This is a genomic window from Epilithonimonas sp. (genome assembly GCF_056329745.1).
Window position 1 is genome coordinate 25815 of record NZ_JBWEYV010000015.1, and the last position, 20624, is coordinate 46438.

Annotated in this window: 17 protein-coding genes and 1 pseudogene; 8 read left to right on the forward strand and 10 right to left on the reverse strand. The window is 39.3% G+C overall.

From position 1 onward, the window contains the following. Nucleotides 1–164: 164 nt before the first annotated feature. Both AC00Y6_RS11250 and AC00Y6_RS11255 read right to left on the reverse strand, forming a co-directional pair. Complete coding sequence (locus AC00Y6_RS11250; protein WP_474490709.1) at nt 165–593, reverse strand: DUF4268 domain-containing protein; 429 nt, start codon at nt 591–593, stop codon at nt 165–167. 102 nt (nt 594–695) lie between these two features. Next, on the reverse strand, nt 696–1631 hold the full coding sequence (locus AC00Y6_RS11255; protein WP_474490770.1) for an NAD(P)H-dependent flavin oxidoreductase: 936 nt from the start codon (nt 1629–1631) through the stop codon (nt 696–698). Between the two features lie 272 nt (nt 1632–1903). On the opposite strand from AC00Y6_RS11255, the gene AC00Y6_RS11260 reads away from it, so the two are divergent. Then, entirely contained in the window at nt 1904–2692 is a 789-nt protein-coding gene (locus tag AC00Y6_RS11260) for a HipA family kinase (protein WP_474490710.1), read from the forward strand. Continuing rightward, entirely contained in the window at nt 2670–3053 is a 384-nt protein-coding gene (locus AC00Y6_RS11265; RefSeq protein ID WP_474490711.1) for a DUF3037 domain-containing protein, read from the forward strand. The genes AC00Y6_RS11260 and AC00Y6_RS11265 overlap by 23 nt, the downstream gene beginning before the upstream one ends. On the opposite strand, the gene AC00Y6_RS11270 is transcribed toward AC00Y6_RS11265, so the two are convergent. From AC00Y6_RS11270 to AC00Y6_RS11290, 5 genes and pseudogenes are all read right to left on the reverse strand, one after another. Then, entirely contained in the window at nt 3048–3413 is a 366-nt protein-coding gene (locus AC00Y6_RS11270; RefSeq protein ID WP_474490712.1) for a cupin domain-containing protein, read from the reverse strand. The two genes, AC00Y6_RS11265 and AC00Y6_RS11270, sit on opposite strands and share 6 nt — an antisense overlap. Nucleotides 3414–3436: 23 nt before the next feature. Further along, nucleotides 3437–3955 (reverse strand): GNAT family N-acetyltransferase, encoded by a 519-nt coding sequence (locus tag AC00Y6_RS11275; RefSeq protein ID WP_474490713.1) that lies wholly within the window; start codon nt 3953–3955, stop codon nt 3437–3439. Between the two features lie 131 nt (nt 3956–4086). After that, nucleotides 4087–4602 carry a methylated-DNA--[protein]-cysteine S-methyltransferase gene (locus AC00Y6_RS11280; RefSeq protein WP_474490771.1) on the reverse strand — a complete coding sequence of 172 codons (516 nt, stop codon included), beginning with the start codon at nt 4600–4602 and terminating at the stop codon, nt 4087–4089. A gap of 21 nt (nt 4603–4623) precedes the next feature. Beyond that, nucleotides 4624–5136 (reverse strand): annotated as a pseudogene (locus tag AC00Y6_RS11285) (bifunctional transcriptional activator/DNA repair enzyme AdaA); the annotation flags it as partial. Nucleotides 5137–5235: 99 nt separating this feature from the next. Further along, complete coding sequence (locus tag AC00Y6_RS11290; RefSeq protein ID WP_474490714.1) at nt 5236–6771, reverse strand: serine hydrolase; 1536 nt, start codon at nt 6769–6771, stop codon at nt 5236–5238. 99 nt (nt 6772–6870) lie between these two features. On the opposite strand from AC00Y6_RS11290, the gene AC00Y6_RS11295 reads away from it, so the two are divergent. From AC00Y6_RS11295 to AC00Y6_RS11305, 3 genes are all read left to right on the forward strand, one after another. Beyond that, nucleotides 6871–7422, forward strand: a complete 552-nt coding sequence (locus AC00Y6_RS11295) for a DNA-3-methyladenine glycosylase I (protein WP_474490715.1) — start codon at nt 6871–6873, stop codon at nt 7420–7422. A gap of 188 nt (nt 7423–7610) precedes the next feature. Next, entirely contained in the window at nt 7611–8969 is a 1359-nt protein-coding gene (gene pyrF, locus AC00Y6_RS11300) for an orotidine-5'-phosphate decarboxylase (protein WP_474490716.1), read from the forward strand. A gap of 145 nt (nt 8970–9114) precedes the next feature. Continuing rightward, entirely contained in the window at nt 9115–11922 is a 2808-nt protein-coding gene (locus AC00Y6_RS11305) for an aminopeptidase (protein WP_474490717.1), read from the forward strand. Between the two features lie 56 nt (nt 11923–11978). On the opposite strand, the gene AC00Y6_RS11310 is transcribed toward AC00Y6_RS11305, so the two are convergent. After that, on the reverse strand, nt 11979–12824 hold the full coding sequence (locus AC00Y6_RS11310) for a lamin tail domain-containing protein (protein ID WP_474490718.1): 846 nt from the start codon (nt 12822–12824) through the stop codon (nt 11979–11981). A gap of 149 nt (nt 12825–12973) precedes the next feature. Between AC00Y6_RS11310 and AC00Y6_RS11315 the strand changes: the two genes are divergently transcribed. Further along, nucleotides 12974–16216: a hypothetical protein gene (locus AC00Y6_RS11315; protein WP_474490719.1), complete on the forward strand. Its 3243-nt coding sequence runs from the start codon at nt 12974–12976 to the stop codon at nt 16214–16216. A gap of 148 nt (nt 16217–16364) precedes the next feature. Here AC00Y6_RS11315 and AC00Y6_RS11320 read toward each other — a convergent pair whose 3' ends face one another. Next, nucleotides 16365–17186, reverse strand: coding sequence for a sulfurtransferase (locus tag AC00Y6_RS11320; protein ID WP_474490720.1), 822 nt, complete (start codon nt 17184–17186; stop codon nt 16365–16367). A 326-nt stretch (nt 17187–17512) separates the two neighbouring features. On the opposite strand from AC00Y6_RS11320, the gene AC00Y6_RS11325 reads away from it, so the two are divergent. Further along, nucleotides 17513–18475 carry an NAD-dependent epimerase/dehydratase family protein gene (locus AC00Y6_RS11325; protein ID WP_474490721.1) on the forward strand — a complete coding sequence of 321 codons (963 nt, stop codon included), beginning with the start codon at nt 17513–17515 and terminating at the stop codon, nt 18473–18475. 86 nt (nt 18476–18561) lie between these two features. Continuing rightward, nucleotides 18562–19314 carry a polysaccharide deacetylase family protein gene (locus AC00Y6_RS11330; protein WP_474490722.1) on the forward strand — a complete coding sequence of 251 codons (753 nt, stop codon included), beginning with the start codon at nt 18562–18564 and terminating at the stop codon, nt 19312–19314. A 54-nt stretch (nt 19315–19368) separates the two neighbouring features. On the opposite strand, the gene AC00Y6_RS11335 is transcribed toward AC00Y6_RS11330, so the two are convergent. Beyond that, a complete protein-coding gene (locus AC00Y6_RS11335; protein ID WP_474490723.1) occupies nt 19369–20574 on the reverse strand; it encodes a metallophosphoesterase in 1206 nt (401 codons plus the stop codon). Between the last annotated feature and the right edge of the window lie 50 nt (nt 20575–20624).

Consider the following 20624-nt stretch of genomic DNA (forward strand, 5'->3'; position numbering starts at 1 on the left):
TCTATTGTATTCGTGATTCTCCATTTCATTTTAATTTTTTGGGTGTGTCCCTCTCATCCGCAATTCCAACGCTCGGGTCGCTACGTCCGCTTCAATCTTTTCTGTCTATATTTCGACAGGCTCAATATGACAAAAAAGGATTTCCGCTACCATCGCTCACACAATCAAACATCCTTTATAAAATCCTCGTACTCGTAATAGAACCGCTCAAATCCATCCATTTTCTCCACAAAGAATTCGAAAATATCCGGCCAGGTTTGTTTATTAAAAATGCTAACTCCTGTTTTCTCAACCCAAATCCTGCTGATGACTTTGCCATTATCCAAAGTGTAAAATTCATCTTTTATAAATTCGCCAATCTCGTCTTCTAAAATGGATTCTAAAGACCAAATTTTATCGTAGTAAGCATTACGGAACAGCTCGTCTTTCATCTCGATATCCAAAGACACTTCCGCTTTTTTATTATCCGCCAAAAACTTGAAAGAGAAATCTTTGATTTTGGTATCGTACAAAAGCCATTTCCTGGGGAAAGCTTTTCCGAAAGCCGTCCAGAATTCCGTTTTTAATTGTTGCGCTTCTTGTTTGGAAAACACGATTTTTATGATTAATGATTAATTATAAATAATGAGCAATTCTACGATTTGCCTTTTGGTTTGAAGTGACTACTCTTTGTCAGGATGAAGCTCCCGAAGCTTTTACAAACTCAAATCCACCTTCGATTCATTGAATTCTTTGATTAAGTTCTCAAACACCTTTTCTACGGGAAGAATCTCATCAATCAAGGTAGAAACCTGACCAATCTCCAATTCTCCTTCCACCAGATCACCTTCGAACATTCCACGTTTTGCACGCGCTCTTCCAAGAGTTTCCTTCAAAGCCTCAACATTTCTGCCCGTTTCATATAAACTTTCCAAGTCGTGAAAAAATTTATTTTTGACTAAGCGAACCGGTGCCAATTCTTTTAAAGTTAATTGCGTGTCTCCTTCGTTCAACTCAACAATTTTGTTTTTGAAATTCTCGTGAGAACTAGCTTCCACTGTCGCTGCAAATCGGGAACCGATCTGTACGCCATCTGCGCCCAAAGTCATTACTGCTCTCATCTGACTTCCCAAACCTATTCCGCCAGCTGCAATCAAAGGAATATCGATATGTTTTCTGACATTCGGTATGAGGCAAAGCGTGGTGGTTTCATCCCGTCCGTTGTGTCCGCCCGCTTCAAAACCTTCTGCTACAACTGCATCTACGCCAGCATCCTGACATTTAACCGCAAACTTGACACTCGAAACAACGTGAGCCACTTTGATGCCTTCTTTTTTAAGAATTTCTGTATAAGTTTTGGGATTCCCGGCGGATGTAAAAACGATTTTCACGCCCTCTTCCAAAATGATATTAATAATCTCTTCCAGATTGGGGTAAAGCAAAGCAATGTTCACCCCAAAAGGTTTGTCTGTTGCCGCTTTACATTTCTGAATATTTTCTCTAAGGATATCAGGATACATACTTGCAGAACCTATGAGCCCCAATCCGCCATTGTTGGAAACCGCCGAAGCCAACCGCCAGCCAGAATGCCAAATCATCCCACCTTGAATGATGGGATATTTTGTTCCGAAAAGTTGTGTGATTCTGTTCATTTTGTTGTATTGCTTTTGGGCGATTCCAAAGTCTATGAAGCTGGACATTGATTATTTTTTTCAAAAGTAAGAAAACTAAAAATATGCTGAAAACTTTATATAACAACAGAAGTTTCAACCCTGCCAAGCGCACCCCGACCTGAGCGGTTATCCTTTTTTGTGAGAGGCTATGCCGAGCAAAAAAGATAATAGCGGAGGGCGGAGAAGGTGCCCAAACTGAGAAAAAACAATTAAATAAAAAATTATAGTTTATTTTTACCAAAAATTACAACTTGGATTTATCCTTACGAACGGTTACGGTTACACGCTACATCCTGCCTTTGCGCGAAGGTGGGTCTTTGCCGGCATTGGCAGAGGCAGATGACGACTTCAAATATGTTCTGAAATTTCGTGGTGCGGGCCACGGCGTAAAGGCCTTGATCTCTGAATTGATTGGCGGAAAAGTGGCGCAGGTAATGGGAATGAAGATACCAGAGCTGGTATTTGCCAACCTGTCCGAAGATTTTGGAAGAAGTGAAGGTGATGAGGAAATTCAGGATCTGCTGAAAGCTAGTTGCGGCCTCAATATCGCGTTACATTATCTTTCCGGAGCTATTACTTATGATCCAGGAGCGGTGAAAATTGACCCAAAAACGGCTTCTGAAATTGTATGGATGGATGCCTTTCTCACCAATATAGACCGTACTTTCCGCAATACCAATATGTTGATCTGGCACAAAGAACTTTGGTTGATTGACTTTGGTGCTTCGCTGTATTTTCATCATTCCTGGGACAATTGGGAGAAAAACGCCGTCAGCCCTTTTGTGATGATCAAGGATCACGTGCTGCTGCCTCAGGCCTCTGAACTGGATGCTGCGAATGAGAAATTCAAGGCATTACTAACAGAAAATGTTTTGAGAGAGATTGTCGATCTGATCCCTACCGACTGGCTATATTGGAATGATACCGACCTGACACCGGAAGAAATCAAGGATGTTTATTTCCAATTCCTCAGCCTGAGACTCGCCCATTCTGATAACTTTTTAAATGAAGCCAAAAATGCAAGAGCAAAAGTTATATGAGTATGCGGTAATCCGCCTGGTACCAAAACCTGAGCGCGAAGAGTTCTTCAACGTTGGGCTGATTATGTTCTCCAAAAGGGAAAAATTCATCAGAGTAAAAATCCACCTCTGCCAGGATAAATTCCGGCTGATGCATTCTAAAACGGAATATGATGAAGTCCTGAAACATCTGGAATCTTTTGAAAACATTGCACTCGGCAACAAGTCTGCGGGATCTATTGCTCAACTTGAAATCCCCGAGCGTTTCCGATGGTTGACAGCTGTTAAAAGCTCTATCATCCAGACATCAAGGCCACATCCAGGAGCTAGCTCAGATTTAGAGAAAACGTTTGACAGGCTTTTTGAAGAACTGGTTTTATAATGATTCTTCCCTGTTCACAAGGTCTATTGAAAATGCAGGCAGGCAAATGGAAATATAGTCGCAAGGTTCTGTAAAAGGATTAGAATAGCGCACGCGCGCTCCTTTTTCTATCAGGATGCTTTGTCCTTTTTCCAGAATGATTTCTTCGCCATCTATTTCAAAATGTTTTTTACCTGAAATAATTAAGGTAAATTCATCAAATTCCGGGGTCTGATGGGGTTCTGTCCAGTTTGGCGGTGCCACCATATGAGCGATGGAAATTCCCGCATTGCCGGTGGAATTTCCCCAATACTCTTCTATCAATTTGCCATCTGTTGTTGGCACTACAAATGGATTGGACTGGATTCTGTATTTTTTCATTTCACAAATTATCAAGTTCAAATTTATGAATCTATTTTTGAAATTTCATAAACCACGTTTAGGCGATCCGGTTCGCCATAATAAGCCACAGCAGCTTCGCCCACTTTTTTGGCACCGAGTTTCTCCATTGCTTTTTGTGAGCGGATATTATCTTTCCCAACGTGAAAATTGACTTTATCAACCCACTGCAAAATATAATCCAGCATCAGTTTTTTGACTTGGCCATTCATTTTTGTCCCCCAAAATTTCCTCGCATAAAATGTATAGCCGATAAAAATGGAATTTTCTTCTTCATTAAAGTTATAAAACCTGCTGCTGCCAGCGATTTCCCCAGTATTTTTTTCGATGATTTTAAAAGCACCTCCACTTTCCATCGCGCCTTGGAAAAAATTCTGGAAGACTTCCCTTTTGTAACGGTCTTTATTAGGATGCTGCTCCCAAATCAAATGATCGGAAGCTACTTCGTACAATTGCTCAAAATCATTGTTTTGTAATGGTACGAGTTTGACATAATCATTTTCTAAAGTAGGTTGAAGGTTCATAATTGATAGATTATTATATGGATAGATGATAGACTGATGGATAATAGACGTTGAACTATCCGGTTATAAAAATGAGCAGAAATTATACCAGATCAACATTTAATTTCTAGCTTCCTTTTTTCTTTTATCCCTCAAAACAAAATTGCTTTTTCCAGTTCCAGCAATTTTTGTTTCCTCCAAATTCCACCGCCATAGCCCGTTAATTTGCCGTCGCTGCCGATGACTCTGTGACAAGGGATAACAATCGAAATTTTATTAAGACCATTGGCATTGGCCACAGCTCTAACTGCCTTTGGTTTTCCCAAGATATTGGCCTGATCCTGATAGCTGCGGGTATTGCCATACGGGATGGTTCGCAGGATTTCCCAAACATTTTTCTGAAAATCTGTACCAACAGGTGAAAGTGTTACCGTAAATTCGGTTCTTTGCCCGTTAAAATATTCGTTCAATTCCTTTTCCAAAACTTTGAAATGAGGATTATCACCTTGTATAATATTGGCACCAAAATGCTTTGAAATTTCTTTCAATTCTGTTGGAAGGGCTTTCCTGTCGGAGAACTCTAGCATACAGATTCCGCTTTCACTAGCGCAGGCAATCATTGTTCCCAAGGGCGTTTCGATTCTTTTGAGGTCAATAATTTTTTCCATTTTCGAATTTTTTGGAGAAACACCAAACACATTTTTAAATCCCTCATTGAAACCACTCAGGCTCTCGTAACCATTATCCAGAGCTACATCCAAAACATGTCCTCCTTCCTGCAACTTCTTGAAAGCCGAATTAATCTTAAACATCCTTTGAAAGGCGTGAAACGTCATCCCGTGATGTTTCAGAAACCACCGCCTTACACTTGCCGGCTCCATTCCTCTGCTAACCAAATCGTAATCTTTGAATTTCAGTCCCGGATTTTCTGATAATTCATCCAGCAATTTCTGAATTTTTTCAGGAGTCTCATCGGGGTTTTCCAACGGTTTGCAAACTTTGCAAGGCCTGTAACCCTTTAGGATTGCAGCTTTCGTAGTGTAAAAAAATTCTACATTTTCAGGTTTAGGTTTCCTGGCAGTGCAAGTTGGGCGGCAGAAAATACCCGTTGTTTTCACACCCATCCAAAAAACACCTTCAAAATCGGGGTTTTTGTCAAACGAAGCCTGATACATTTGTTCAAAACTGAGTTCCATTGTCATAAAAGATAAATGATTTCTGCAAATGTAAAGTGATGGACCATGGAATAACAACCGAAAAATGGACAGGTAATTTTTATCTGATGTAGAATATTTGGATTTCTAATTAATTTTTTTCAGATCCAAGTCTTCAAAATCAAAACTAAAATCGGTTACATCCGATATAGGCTTCATCTTGGCAGAAATGGCTTTGCCGTTTTCGTCAAAGTTCAACATAAAAAATGCATCAGCATCATAACTTCTATCATCCCACTTCGCTATAAAAGCATTATCTGAATAAGGAATCAAATCCCCCTTCAACCTTGGAGAAGATTTGGAAATAATCCGGTAACCTTTGCCTTGTTTGGACACCTCTACAATGCCAAACCATTCATCTTTATACCAACCGATGAATTGGTCATCTTTCAAATCTGATTTGAATTTTGAAGCCTTATCATAAACATCCTTCTTCTGTTTGGCGAAGGTTTCTTCATTCTTTTTATTCCTGTCTCCGTAAAGCTTCAGCCAATCCCGCTTTTCGATGCCAAGATAAGCATCTTTTACCGAGTTGGTAATCGTGGAAAAAGCTGCGCCAGATTGCTGATTCGTCAAAACTACAATGCCCAGTTTCAGATCCGGGATCAATGTAAAATGCGTCACCGTTCCTATCAAACCTCCCGAATGCTGCACCTGCAAATGACCTTTGACATCGCTCAAAAACCAACCCAATCCGTAACCATAAAAATGAGTGTCATAAGGTGAGGTCAACCCCACTTTATCCGGAATCTGGAGGCTCCATAATTCATGCGCATTTTTCTCGGACACCAAACGTTTTCCGTCTTTGGTCACAAATCCATTCAGAAGGAAATTTGCCCATGTTGTCATATCCTGGATGTTGCTCATAATTCCGCCGGCTGCGTTCGCTGTTTCGTTCCAATCGTGGGGAACAGCAATGGCTTTTCCGTCAACCGGAGCATGTGCATCAATAATATTTGATGAGTTTTTTGCCCTATTATAAGATCCAAAACTTGATGTCATCCCCACAGGTTTCATAATCCGCTGCTCTATAAAATCTGCCCATTGCAAACCGGAAACCCTATGGATAACTTCCCCAGCTACGATGAACATGATATTATTATAATCCAAAGTCGTCCGGAAAGGATTTTCTGGCTTTAGGAATCTCACATTATGGATAATATCATTAATAGTCAAACTGCCACCTTCCGGGAAAAACATCAAGTCACCTTGTCCTAAACCCAAACCTGCTCTATGAGTTATCAAATCCTTTATCGTCACATTTTGGGAGACGTAAGGGTCAGCCATCTGGAATTCCGGGATATATTTGCTTACTTTATCGTCCCAGTTAATTCTTCCTTCATCAGCCAAAATTGCCAAAGCGGTGCAGGTAAATCCTTTGCTGTTGGAAGCAATTCCCACCAGGGTTTTGTCGTCCATAGGCTGATTATTTTTGAGAGAGCGAACACCGAAACCTTTGGCATAAATCAATTTACCATCTTTTACAATGCCAACCGACATGCCAGGGACATCAAACGTTTTAAGCGAATTCTGGATCAGATCATCCAGTTTTTTCTCTTCTATTTGGGCATTAATCAGGAAAAAAGAACAAAGAAAAATTAAAAAGGAGATTTGTTTTGTCATTTTAAAAAAGCTTTGTACGAAGATAAGAATTTGTATTTTTTAATTGTCAATGATTTAGGGTTAATTATCTTTACAAGTAAAATTAAATTAAAACATACAATGTCATACTGCCAAGCGATAGAAACCATGCAGCCAGAAGAGCGAAAAGCGTTGCACAAAAAATACCATGATAACCATTATGGTTTCCCGATTCATAATGATGATGAGTTGTTTGGGAGACTGATTATGGAAATTAACCAGGCAGGGCTAAGCTGGGAAACCATCCTGAAAAAGGAAGCTGCTTTCCGAAAAGCTTACAGTAATTTCAGTATTGAAAAAATAGCCGTATATACTGAAAAAGATAGGGAAAGACTCTTGTCCGACGCCGGAATTATCCGCAATAAACTGAAAGTGAACGCTGTCATAGAAAATGCAAAAACCATTATCGAACTGAAAAAGGAATTTGGTTCTTTTGAAAAATGGCTGAATCATCACCATCCGAAAAGCAAGGAAGAATGGGTAAAACTGTTCAAGAAAACGTTTAAATTCACGGGTGGCGAGATTGTTGGTGAATTTCTGATGAGCATCGGCTTTCTGAAAGGTGCGCATGCTGAGAGTTGTAAAATAAATGAAAAAATTTTTGCTGCTAATCCGAAGTGGCGAGAAGTATAGACTACAGTTTGGAAAATTAAAAGATTATAAAGGATCATTTCAACAGTCAGTTTATCATTGAATAGGAATCCCCACAAAACTGTTTAGGTTTCTACGGAATGATAAATTATGTTTTTTCTTCTCAAAACTTTTGTGCCTTTTGTGGTTTAAAAATTCGCCTTAAATTTGTAACAATCTAAAGAAAGTAAATGGAAAGTAAAAAAGAATTCTTCCTGGAGTGTTATAAACTCGGGATTATAAAATTTGGACGTTTTACCCTCAAAAGCGGCATAGAAAGTCCGTTTTATGTGGATCTTCGCCCACTCGCATCTGACCCAAAAATCCTGAAAAAACTGGCTAATTATCTGCTGGATATGCTTCCATTAGATAATTTTGACATCATCTGCGGTGTGCCTTACGCAGCACTTCCAATGGCAACAGCCATGTCGCTGGAAAGTTATCTACCACTGATTATCAAAAGGAAAGAAGCCAAAGCCTATGGCACCAAAAAACTGATTGAAGGCATCTATGAGAAAGGCCAAAACTGCCTTCTGGTAGAAGATGTGATTACATCCGGGAAGTCTTTGGTAGAGACAATTGATGAAGTTGAAAATGAAGGTATTAAAGTTTCTGACATCGTTGTGGTTCTTGACAGAGAACAGGGAGGCAAAGAAAAACTGGAAGCCAAAGGTTATAAAGTACATTCGCTTTTCAACATTTCGGAGGTGGTGGAAATCCTCAGAGAAGTTAATTATATCGATGATGAAGAGGTCGCTAGAATTCAGGATTTTGTCAACGGAAACCAAGTAGTGTTCGAAGAAAAGAAACGATTGTCTTACGAGCAAAAACTTGAAATTGCAGAACATTCTTTCACTAAAAAAATCCTCGAAATTGCCATTGAAAAAAGGTCTAACCTGATTGCTTCAGCCGATTTTATCACCACAAAAGAATTATTGGATTTTGCTGATATTGTAGGCCCACACATCGTCGCACTCAAGACGCACGTCGATATCCTGAACGATTTTGATGCCGATGAAACCATTCTTCCACTAAAAGATCTCGCCACAAAACATAACTTCCTGATAATGGAAGACCGAAAATTTGCTGACATCGGGAACACGCAGGAATTACAATTCTCGTACGGAGCATTCAAGATTTCCAACTGGGCAGATCTTGTAACCTCGCACGTGATTGGCGGTAGCAAAAGTGTTGATTGTTTTGTAAATGCAGGTGTTGTAGCAATTTTGGGAATGTCTTCCGAAGGGACTTTGACTGACGCCCATTACCGTGAAGAAGCCCTTAAAATCGTTGAGAACCATCCTAATATAATAGGCTGTGTGGCACAAAATAAAGTACCTGATAATGTTTTGCTCTTTACGCCGGGCGTTAATTTATCTGCCACCGGCGACAGCAAAGGGCAACAATATAATTCGCCGGAACACGTGATTTCCCAATATCACACAGATTTTATCATCGTGGGACGCGGCATCTACAAATCTGACGAGCCAGAACAGGAAGCAGTTCGCTACAAAACTGAAGGCTGGCAGGCTTATCAGAATGCTTTGTAACTGTTAATATCAATAAAAATAAAGACCCTTTTAGCTTTGGCAATGCTGAAAGGGTTTTTTATTTTGCATCAATGCGATCTTTTTATTGCATAACGTATTCGCCTGTTCGGTAAAAATTAGTAGTTTTAATTATTGGATAATTTCGATGAGGCATTTTCTGTTGGCTTTGATGATTTTGGGTTTTCATTTCTGTGCTATGGCGCAGAAAGACAGTCTGCGGCTACATGTTAAGTTGAATGACGATCAAAGAACCATTGAAGTGGAGCAAACCTTGATTTACCATAATCCTCACAACCACCCTATCCACCAAATTAAACTGCTCAATTGGGTTGCTGCTTACCAAAACCGCAAAACCCCACTGCTCAAAAGAAAAGTGGAAGACCGTAAAAAAGACCTTTATTTTGCCAAGGAAAATCAATTGGGGAAGTTGGAAAGCCTACAATATGCTTACAATAATAGCACAGGAGAAATTCTGAATAAAAGCAAGGAAAACCTGTTTATCCCATTGTCCGAACCACTGGATCCAGGAAAGAGTGTCAGCATCAAACTCTATTACCTAATGAGGCTGCCCGATGCGCGTTTCACCGGTTATGGTACGGATAGCAAACATATTTTGCTCAAATATTTTTTTCTGGTTCCCGAAACTTACGAAGATGATGCCCAAAACGCTGCCTATTACCGCGATATCGAAGAAACGGCTAATGCGGGCTCACACTGGACAGTTGATTTCCATTTGCCCGAACATTGGAAATCTTACTCGAATCTTCCGCAAAGCTCCACATCAGCATTTGAAGGATTTTCCGTCAATGATCCGGAATTTCTGCTATCCCGTGAGGTTTATCCAGAATTTTTGGTAGATGTGGATGGGCAACAAGTCAACATCCAATTGGGTTATCAGATAACAGAATTTCAGCGGCAGACGCTTAATTTTATATTACCCACTCAGCTAAAATTTATTAAAGCCAGAACAGGAAACCTGCCGGACAAGATGTTCATCACTCAAAAATTTTTTAATAAAGAAGAATTTATTGGGATTGATGACATCAAGTTTTGGAAACTGAAATACCAGATGTTTACCGATTATGAAAAAACAGATCTGGATTATTTTAGTGTGATCTCAAAAAAAGTGATGGATGATTATTTCATTACCAATAAGTCCACAGATCACTGGTTGAAAAACGGCATCAAATCTTACTTAGAAAATCAATATCTGAAAAATTTCTACCCCAATCACAAACTCTTGGGCAACTTGCCAGACAATGCCAAGATCCTTGGGATGAAACCGCTAAAACTCTTCCACGCATCTGACCTAAAGCTGACAGAGCGTTATGGCTTGGCCTACCATTATATCTACACCCAAAATCTGGATCAAAAAATCACAACACCTTACGCGGCACTCAGCAACTTCAACACCACGGCTATCAGCCAGTTTGAGACAGGGAGCCTTCTAAATTACATTGCAGAATATCAGGGAACTGCCTCTTTTGACTTCTTCCTGAAGCAATATCTGACGCACAACTATAGAAAACAAGTTTCGGGAGCAGCATTTCTCGATCGTCTGGAAAATTTCACAGAGGGGAAATCAGCATTTTTGAAAACAATGATGGGTGAAAAGCATAGGATCAACTTTGACCTGAAAAGCATCCGTGAAAAAGAATCATCGTATACGGCGCGCATTAGACAAAAAAATGCCAACGATACCCCATTGAAAATAGAAACCATAGACGTCAGCGGAGACCGAAAAACCTATTGGAAAGATAAGATTGCTGATACAGTTTCATTACCAAAAAATGATATAAACAAAGTAATCCTAAATGACGATTACATCTTCCCGGAGACCAATTTTCGTGATAATTATATCTATACCAAAGGTCTTTTTGCTAATACTAAAAAGCTTAAATTAAAATTGGTAAAAGACATCCAAAATCCAGAATTTAACGAGATTTTCATAACCCCCAGGTTAACCTTTAACGCTTATGATAAGGTTTTGCTAGGACTTAATTTTAAAAATCAAGGGATCTTTGACCAAAAGTTAACCTACTCATTAACGCCTTATTATAGCTCGGGAACAGGCAGATTGACGGGATCCGGCGCAGTAGGTTACTCCATATTACAACCAAACAGTTTCTTCCGAAGTTGGAATTTTGCGGTTTCTGGATCTTACTTTCATTATGATAAAGATCTGGCATATAAGAAATTTGGTGCCGGAACATCTTTTATTTTCAACAAGGATCCGAGAAGTGCTATTGGAAGGAGCCTCTATTTTTCCTACAACTACTATGAGCGAGAGCTGACACCACTGATGGTTCTCAATAACCAATATGCCAAATACAATCTCTGGAGCCTCGGTTACTCCTATTCTGATAACCGGCTGATCCACGAGAAGTACATCAGTACCAATATTCAATGGATGGAAGATTTCCAAAAGTTATCTGCAGAAGCCTTCTATCGTTGGGAATTTGCCAAGGATAAAAAGATTAGTTTCCGATGGTTTGCCGGGTATTTTTTGAAAAATGAAACCAAGAATTCTTTGTTTAATTATGGGGTTTCGCGGGTCTCAAACTACTCGTTTTCGTACGGGCTCTTGGGGCAGAGCGCTACCTCGGGGATTCTTTCTCAGCAGTTTATCATGGCAGAAGGTGGTTTCAAGTCATTTTTCAATACATCCGTCAACCAATTTATCACGAGCATCAATGTTGATTCTCATCTTTGGAAATGGTTTAATTTGTATGCCGATGCAGGTATATATAAAAATAAAGGACACAATGCTCAATTCATTTGGGATTCGGGAGTGAAGGTCAAGGTCATTCCGGATTTTTTGGAAGTTTATTTTCCTGTAGCATCAAGTCTTGGGTTTGAACCTTCATTCAAAAACTATGGCTACCGAATCCGCTATACAATAGTATTAAATCTTGGTGCACTAATCAACAACCTGAGAAGAGGCGTTTATTAAAAAGCAAAAAGCCACCAAAAATCCGGTGGCTTTCTTAATATTGTGAAAAACTACAATTAGTTTTTGATCACTTTTTGAGATACCCTTTCTCCGTTTACAGTTCCTGTAACGATGTAAGTTCCTTTAACCAAAGCAGAAACATTAAGTGTAGAACCTTCTGTTACTTTAGCAGATTTTACAGCTTGTCCTGCTGTATTTACGATTTGGATATCGGCATTTTTAGCAAAAGATATACTTTCCCCAACTACAGTATTTTTAATAAATTCAAAGTTAGTTTTATTAACATCTGAAACAGCTAATTGAACAGTTGTTCCTGCAGAGTTAGTAGGTGTTGGTGTTCCAGCTACAAAATCAGTAGCATTATTATTGGTATCGTTCCCAACTGGAATTCTGCTAATTGATGTAGCGTTAGTAGTAATTGGTGCTGGTCCATTGCCTTCATAAATTGTTGCCGTAGGTCCCCAACCAACTAGATCAATAACTGAAGCATCAGTTGCAGAAGTAACAGGAGTACTGCTTGTTGTTAAAGCCACTTTACCTGTTGTTCCACTTATAGAAGCCGCAATTGTTGCATCAACTGTTGGTAAATTAATAGAACCTCCAGTTCCTGCAGCAGCTTGAATTAAATAATATTTTCCAGCAGGAATAGTGATCGGAGTTGGTAATGCATAAATTGTTGGAGTTGATCCAGTCCCACCAAAAACACCAGTTGCAGGACCATACTGGATATAAGCTCCTGTTAAAGTTACTGGAGAAGTTCCTCTGTTATAAAGTTCTATGAAATCATTTTTCAATAATGCTCCGGAGTTTCCTCCACCACCATAAACTTCATTAATAACCACTTGTGCATTTATTACTGTTGAAACAGCTACTACACCTAAAATAGTAAAGATTTTTTTCATAATATAAAAGTTTAAAATTATTATTTCCTATATGACAAATATAAAATTTTAATGGCCACTATAATTTTAAAGGCCTATTTTCCGTTTTAAATAATTGTTAATTCGCCGTAAGTCCTATTATTAGTACTTTTACGCATCATACAAAAAGGGTGACCAAGATCAATATCTTTTTTTTCACAATCTTTACTTTTTTTGCAATAACGACCGTTAATGCACAGATTTTCAGTTGGAAAAACCCCAATATTCCACAAGATTCACTAGAAAAAGACAGCGTGATCATTTCCAGAATTAACAGCGATTTTTTCACCAAAGACACCCTCGACTTTATCAAAAAAAGGAACCATGTGATTTATGATGAAGAAGTCCTAGTTAAAAATGATAAAAAAAGAATCCTTGGCGAACTCAATTCCAAAGGTTCTATAATTAGAGGAATCACCTTTGGGAATAATCAGGGATCATCCGTCCAAAGTTCGATGGATATGCAGATTTCGGGCAAGCTAAGTCCAGACGTTTCTATTTTGGCTTCTATATCAGATCATAACCTGCCGGTACAGGCGGATGGTTACACGCAAACCTTGCAGGAGTTTGATAAAATCTACATCCAACTCAATATCAAAAACCACAGCATCATACGCGCCGGACATCTGGACCTGAATGACGACACCACCTATTTTGGCCGCTACCAAAGTCGGAGCATGGGCTTGCAATTCCTCACCAATTGGGAAAAGAATGGGAATAAAACCTCGGTAGATGTTTCCGGAGGCGTTGCCCGAAGCGAGTTCTACAGGATGCGTTTCCAAGGTATCGAGGGCAATCAGGGGCCTTATCGCTTAACGGGAAAAAACGGCGAATTGTTCATTACCATTATTTCCGGATCGGAACAGGTTTATATTGATGGTATCCTCATGAAACGGGGCGAGAACCTTGATTATACTATTAATTATAACACCGGCGAAATTACCTTCACCAGTTTCCGTCCGATTTATAAGCAGAACTTCATCAACGTCTCTTATAATTATACCAACAGAAATTATACAAGATTCCTCATCACCGGAAGTATCAAACATCAGCGGGAAAAACTGAAAGCCTGTTTCAGCTGGTTCTCGGAAAATGACAATAAAAACGCTCCACTATCCCTCAACCTGAGCGATGAAGACAAACAAACATTGGTAAATGCCGGTAATAATGCTGATATGATGTATGCCCCGTCGGGCGTAGCAACAGACTATGACGTAAACAAAATTCTGTACAAGAAAATATTTGTGGACAATTCTTTCTACTACGAGTTTTCTACGGATCAGACCCAGAAGCTTTATCAGGTATCGTTCACCTATTTTGGCAGTGGAAAAGGCGATTACCAGCTGCAGCAAACTACCAACAACGGTCGTGTTTTTAAATACCAAGGCGCCGGATTGGGCGATTATCGCGCGGTGAGGAAACTGCCAGCACCGGAAAAAACGCAGGTTTACTCGGCTAATGTAGAATATGCGCTAGAAGATGGCGCCGTAGGTACGGATGTCTCAATGAGCAATTATGACCTCAACCTGTTTTCTTCTAAAGATAATACGCAGAATATAGGTTATGCAGCGAGGATCTACGCACACAAAACTTTCCGCAGCAGCAACTGGACTGGAACGCCAATGGTGGAATACCAGGTGATTCAAAAGAATTTCCATGTTCTGGATAGGATTAATAATGTTGATTTCTGGAGGGATTTTAACCTGACTAACGAATTCAGTCAGATTACTCAGAATAGATTAATTTTCTCTTTCCTCAATGACTTTAATAAAACTTCTAAAATCAATTACAAACTTAATTACTTGGAAGAAAAAGACACCTACAAAGGCATCAAAAATGATATTGACGCAGTTTTGAAAATCGGAAATCTGAATAACTTGGCCGCAGTTTCTTATTTGGACACTAAGTCGACCGACCTTAACACCAGCTTTCTCCGCGGCACTGTTTCCTCAGAATTAACCGGCAAAAAAGGCAGCTGGATGATTGGCGGCGCTATGGAGCATAACGAGAAAAAATACAATGCAACCCAAACGCTGGATTTGACAAGTTATAGCTGGAAGGAAATTTTTATTCAGAAGAAAATAGCCGATTCGGCAAGGACCAAACTGTTGACGAAACTCTATTTCCGTGGGAATGATTCGGTGCTGGATAACCGTTTGCAGAAAATGAATAACATCCTCGGAATCCAGGCAGAAAGCCAGATTATCAAATCAGAAACCACGCAACTGTCGGCTTTGGTACATTACCGCAAATTCTTTTACGAAAATCAAACTTTGGCCAATGGTCAAAATCAGGATTTTGTGGTAGGTAATATGCTTTATAACCAACAGCTTTTCAAAAACGGGATGCGTCTTCAGCTATTCTATGAATTAGGAAATGGTCAGGAAGCGCAGCGTGAATTCCAATACATCAAAGTAACCGATGGACAGGGCATCTACAAATGGACAGATTATAACAGCGATGGCATCCAGCAGCTGGACGAGTTCGAAGTGGCAGAATATGTTGATCTGGCGCAGTACATTCGGGTTTATACCAACAGTGTCAATTATCTTGCATCTAACAAAAACAAGCTTCAGGTGGCTCTATTTGTTAATCCTTCTGCGATTATCAGTTCAGAAAATGCATTCTTGAAACGCTGGAACTTCAACTTATCAATGCTTTCTCAGAATTCTTATTTGAAAGGTAGCCAAGTATTAGTATGGAATCCATTCGAAAAACAAAAAGATCAACTGCTCAGGACTCAGAATATCCTGGCTTCTGCGCTATTTAATTCTAATGACAAATCTGGCTGGAACGGTAGCTACCGTTATACAGTTAATGATAATCTGGTGAATGCCAATTTTAGCAACGAGGCGCATTCCCAAAAATCACATTATGTCAATTTGGGCTACTCATTCACCAAAGCCTTCCGCGCAGATTGGGAAAATACGGTTCAAAACATAAGCAACAGTTCTCAAGTTTACGCCACTAGAAACTATCTGCTGCAAAACTGGGAAACCAAGCCAAAAGCCACCTATAAACTCACCGAAACATTACAGACAGAATTATTCGGGGCCTTGCGTCAGAAAAAAAGAACGGATGGCGAAGAACTTCTTAAAACCTATGAACTCTCGGGAACATTGCAATGGGAAAGGACAAAAACCTCTGTGCGGGCGCAATTCTCTTTTATCAATAATAATTTTAGCGGTAACAATTACAGCATTGTAGGAAACCAAATGTTGGAAGGCCTAAAGCCCGGAAAAAACCAGGTCTGGACTTTATACATCCAGCAAGCCATTAATTCCTTTATCCAACTGAATGTCAACTACGAAGGGAGAAATTCCGGCGACAGAACCATACACATAGGCAGCATGCAGGTTCGGGCAAGTTTTTGATTTGGAGGTTTGAGAGGTTTTATTTGTTAAGAGTTATGTTTGTGTGACATTTTTTTGGCTGAGATTCCCGAGGTCCTTTTATTTTAGCTTAGCATTCAAAAAAAAATTACAACTATTACTGCCCATATTCAATCGCACTCTTCCACTATTATACTTCGTTTCTGCTCCATTCGCTCCAGCTTCCAACATAAAGATTCGGGATGTCAAAACCTGCATAATCCAGAGCCAAAAGGCTATGGCAAGCAGTAACGCCACTCCCGCAATGAAAGATAATCTTATCTTTATCATAGTTTTCAAATAATTGACTATAAATTGCTCTAAGTTCATCTACACTGCGGAAAGAGCCATTCTCATTCAGATTATTGATGAAAGGGAAATTTTCCGCATTCGGAATATGGCCAGCCACCAAATCGATAGGTTCGGAAATACCGTCGTAACGAAAAGACTCCCGGACATCGACAATAACAGAACCAGGATCTTCTGTCGCCAACTTCACATCTTCCCGCAACACTTGTGGCAACTGCCAGCTGTTATATTCTGACACATAAGATGTGGCTGGATAAGTGTTATCACCTGTTTCTAAAGGATAGCCTGCATTTTCTGCCCATTGAAAGCCACCATCCAAAACCTGAACATTTCTATGGCCAACTGCCCGCAACATCCACCAAAATCTTGCTGCTGCATTAGCACCGCTTTTATCATCATAAATCACAACATGAGAATCACTTTTAATCCCCAAGTTTCCAAGTGTTTTGATAAAATCCTCATATTGAGGAAGCGGATGTCGACCTCCATTTTTGGGGTCGTCAATATCCGCAAGGTCTGAGTTTAAATCTACAAAGACAGCATTTTTAAGATGCTTTTTCTGATAGACGCCTTTGGGATCCGGACCTGTTCTGACATCGAAAAGCAAAATTTTATGTTCATTGACCAAAGTCTGAAATTCATCAAATCGTATTATAGGTTGCATTTTTAATTTTTGAAGAAAGATAAAAAAAACCTGCGAGTATCAGAAATCCATTTTTAAATTCTTTCTTATCATTATCATCATTCTTTGACTAATTTGCACAAAAAACACCATTATAAATTACTTAAAATTTTACCAAATTGTTATCAATTTAATAACTTAAAACAAACCGATGATTAGACATAAAATAGCATTCAAAAAGACCTAACAACGATTACAATGGAGGTCTTATTGAAACAATAAATCAAATTTCACCTTCTCATTAAGAGCATTGTAAAGAATAAAAATTGCTTAAAATTAATTAGATTTGCGGATCAATAAAACGTAAAATGGAGACAAGCACAGAAAAAATTCTAATCACCGGAGCATTAGGGCAAATCGGAACCGAGCTGACAGCAAAACTCGCAGAACTATATGGCAAAGAAAATGTGATTGCTTCAGGTCTTGACAAATGGAAAGAAGGCATTACCGAAGCCGGATACTATGTCCGTCTCGATGTAACCAACTTCCAAGCTGTTACAGAAATCATTAAAGAGCATCAAATCACAACGGTTTACCACCTGGCATCGCTATTGTCCGGCACTTCGGAAAAGCAACCACTTTTTGCATGGAAACTCAATCTGGAACCGCTTCTTCATCTATGCGAACTAGCTAAAGAAGGCCTGATCCAAAAGATATTCTGGCCGAGTTCCATTGCTGTATTCGGAAAGGGAATACCTAAAAATAATGTTGGTCAGGAAGTTGTGCTTAACCCAACCACAGTTTACGGAATCTCCAAAATGGCAGGTGAAAAGTGGTGCGAATATTATTTTGAAAAATATGGGGTGGACATCAGAAGCATCCGCTATCCCGGGTTGATTTCTTGGAAAGCACCAGCCGGTGGCGGTACTACAGATTATGCTGTAGAGATCTTTTACGAAGCTGTAGAAAAAGGAAATTACACCAGCTTCATCAGTGAAAATACCGCTATGCCAATGCTCTACATGGATGACGCTATTGACGCAACCATCAAGCTGATGACAGCACCAAAAGAAGATGTCAAAATCAGATATTCTTATAACCTCGGCGGCATGAGTTTTACCCCAAAACAATTGGCGACAGAGATCCAAAAAACCTTACCGGATTTTGAGATAAAATACGAACCCGATTTCCGCCAGGCCATCGCAGATTCTTGGCCGGCAAGTATTGATGATTCTGCCGCTAAGAAAGATTGGGGATTGGATTATAAGTTTGACATATCATCGATGTCAATAGACATGATTAATAATCTTAAGAAAAAACTCTTGAAATAGATTACAATCAATAAATAATTTAAATACCTCAACTTTTAACATCTGATTTATAATGATTTAAGAAATAAATTTAAAATTTACTTTAAGTGATATTATTAACATTTAACTTAGCCTTACCATCTTACAAGGCTGATCCATCAAAAAAAATAGGCTCCAACCAATTGATTTCATCAATCGAAGAAAATACAGACTCCATCTTATCTGTATTAGACAAGCATGGTTTTCTAGCTACTTTTTTTGTGGAGATTTCATTGATTCCAAATCTTGAAAAGCAGCTTAAAAAAGTGGTCTCAGGTGGTCATGAGGTAGCATTATTCAATATCAATTCGGATGTTGAATTGGTGGAAAAAACAAAGTTAAATGTTGAACAAATATTACAAAAACCAATCCGGGGAATCAGGCAAAAGTACCACCAACTAACGTATGAGGAAATCAAAAAATCCGGTTTCAATTACCTCTCCGAAATAGAAGAATCCAGCATCAATTTCCTTTGGCGAAAACTGACGACAAAAACCGAAATTCATATCAAAAATGAGTTGACGATAATCCCGGAAAGCCAGTCACCTTATTCGCAACTCCCTTTCAATGATTATGTCTTACAAGTGACTCCAATGAAATACTATGAAAGCATGATTTTGGAGAGTCTTAAGAATAACGAATATGTAATGATATACAGTAATATTTGGCAATTTCTCAATAAAGAAAATCTCCCATTTGAGCTTCCTTTCTACAAAACAATCAATATTGGCAAGCGTTTTGAGCAACGCATAGAGAAGCTACTACAATACTTGGACGAGAATGAAACAGCAGTTTCCAGGATGAAGGATTACCTGTTTTAACAAAGCAAAAGCTTAGAAATTCTAAGCTTTTGTTATCTTTATACAGATGAGTAATTAACTCAATTCAAACACCGTAATTTCAGGCAGCACGCCTACCCTACCGGGATATCCGATAACACCAAAGCCACGGTTAACATACAAATATTTTCCTTCGCTCTCATAAAGGTCAGCCCATTTTGGATACTTATACTCCACTGGTGACCATCGGAAGTTTTTGAGATCGATCCCAAACTGCATGCCGTGTGTATGCCCGGAAAGCGTGAGCTGCACATTGGCAGGGTGATGTTTTACAACCGCATCAAAATGCGATGGGTCATGCGACATCAATATTTTTGCTGCATCCACAGGGACGCCTGCTGCCGCTTTATCCAGATCCCCAAATTGTGGAAATGGAGGAATACCCCAATTTTCAACCCCTAGGATATAGAGTTTTTCCCCGTTTTTCTCGATAATTCGGTTTTCATTACGTAACATTTCAAAGCCTGCTTTTTTCTCGTTTTCTATCAGTTTTGGAATATTATTTTTTCGGTCATCAACGGATTTCCAAACACCATATTCGCCATAGTCATGATTACCTAGTACCGCAAACTTCCCATCCCGGCTTTTAATCTGGGAAAACAGATTGATAAAAGGCACAAACTCATCTGCATAGTTATTGACCATATCGCCTGTAAAAAGAATCAAATCGGCATCCTGCTTATTGATGAGATCAATAGCGTGCTGAAGATGCTTTGGATTCTGGAAACTACCACTGTGGACGTCAGAAATCTGCACGATTTTATAACCTTTGAAACTCTCGGGCAAGTTTTTTAATTTTAACCGTACAATTCTTGCCCTGTGGCGGTACTTCCCAAAGATAATCCCGTCCAGAAACATACCAGCCAGAACAGCGCCCGAGCCTAAGCCAACAAGGCTGATAAAACGCCGCCTTGAAGGATAATGCGCATGCTCTTTTGAAATAGACTGTAAACCAAAGCCCAAAAGCCTAACAACATCCTCCAACAAAAGAAAAACAGCCACCAAAATCTTTGGCAAAACAAAAATCAGGATAACAGAAAAGACAATCTGCAGCCTGAGATAACTATGGGAAGCTTTGTTAAATGTGAGCACAGAATAAAAGAGGAATATATAAACCAGAACAGTGGGAATCCAGTAAATCAACCTGGAATTGACGGTACGGAAAGCTGTCTTAAAGGCCTGGTAAACATAAATTTCCAACAAAAGAAAAAGAACCAGAAGGGTAAGTATTGTTTTTTGCATAATGATATAAAAAAGAAAAAGGAATCGCAATCAATTCCTTTCTATAATAA